The organism is Phyllobacterium sp. P5_D12 (genome assembly GCF_054049495.1).
In genome coordinates, this window is record NZ_JBFUMG010000897.1 from 1 (window position 1) to 1242 (window position 1242).

Sequence of the window (1242 nt, forward strand, 5' to 3'; positions counted from 1 at the left end):
GTACTGGAAGCGACGGCCGGCGCTGGACCTACGCTCCCTGAGAGCCAATCTGCCGGTCTCCATCACGAGCCTACACCTGAGTCAATCGCACGTGCGGAGGAACAAGCCGGTGAAGGAGTGGAAGGCGAACGAGCTTTGGCTGCACTCGCACGTGCGCGCGCGGCTGACAGGACTGGTGATGCAAACCTTTGCAAGATAGCACTACTCGACGTACGGCGCGCAATTGGCCACTAGGAGCAGTGACGATGGCTGTTGCGGTAGTCTCGAACATCGAATTGATGTGGCGACCAGTGGAATGTGGAGCGAATTGCACCGGGCCGTTCAAAGGTTTTCTTACCGGTACAGGCTGGGCCAAAAGCAAGCTTTGCTTGCCACGCGCGATCTTGCTTCAGGCAGGTCGCCGGCAAAATCGCGCAGGAACGCAGCCTCGCTCAAGCGCCCCTCGTCACCCATTGAAAACGATGCCGGCTGTAGCTGGGTTGTTGGGAAAGTCTTCGCGAGCGCAGGATAATCCTCGCCAGCATCCGGTGCCCTCGCCGCAACATAGACGAGTGCTGAAACGTTAGGATGCACGCCTGCCTCTGTGAAAATCATTCCCGCAAACGAGTGTCCCACCAGGACCGTCGGGCCGTCCTGCAGCGCCAGCACCCGCTCCGTCTCGCCGCCACGGCTTCAGGTAACGTGGTCAAGGGGTTTTGGACGGCCGTAGCGTTGAGCCCGGCGGCCTGAAGGCGAGCAATCACCTGCGTCCAGCATGATCCATCTGCAAACAAACCATGGACGAGGACGACGTTGCGAGCTAACACCGGTGATGTCTCCGCGGCCGTGCCACGGGAGGAGATCAATGATGCCGCGCCAGCGGCCAGGGCCGCCTCCAGGGTTGTTGATTTGAAGGCCTAGGTTATTATCGTGTGAGAAGATCATTATCGATTATATATGAGTATAGTCGATACGCTGTTGGCGACGAACTGCTCCATGGCGAAAACCCGCTACGTCTTCCCGCCACTGGAGGTTTAATCGATCTTTCGTTTAAGCAGAATATACCAACGTATACTTACGCCTCGGGCAGGCTAAAGGTAGTCTTCTAGTTGCGCCTGTCACAAACCCCGACGGGGCTGGTAGTTCCCCCGGCTACCATACTTCGACGTTTTCCGCCCGTTGAAGTGCGGCCATCCGTGGCCCGCAAAAGACCGTCCGAGCCCCTCCGGACGGTCTTTTGTCTCATAGCCCGCAGCTTTACCG

The 1242-nt window shown here is 58.4% G+C and carries 2 protein-coding genes; one reads left to right on the forward strand and one right to left on the reverse strand.

Annotation, left to right across the window (positions count from 1 at the left end; all coding sequences use genetic code 11):
• Window positions 1–234 (forward strand): hypothetical protein (locus ACXJ5O_RS27425; RefSeq protein WP_457302664.1); only part of this gene is annotated, 234 nt, incomplete at its 5' end.
• Between the two features lie 99 nt (window positions 235–333).
• On the opposite strand, the gene ACXJ5O_RS27430 is transcribed toward ACXJ5O_RS27425, so the two are convergent.
• Window positions 334–648: an alpha/beta fold hydrolase gene (locus ACXJ5O_RS27430; protein WP_457302665.1), complete on the reverse strand. Its 315-nt coding sequence runs from the start codon at window positions 646–648 to the stop codon at window positions 334–336.
• Window positions 649–1242: the final 594 nt, after the last annotated feature.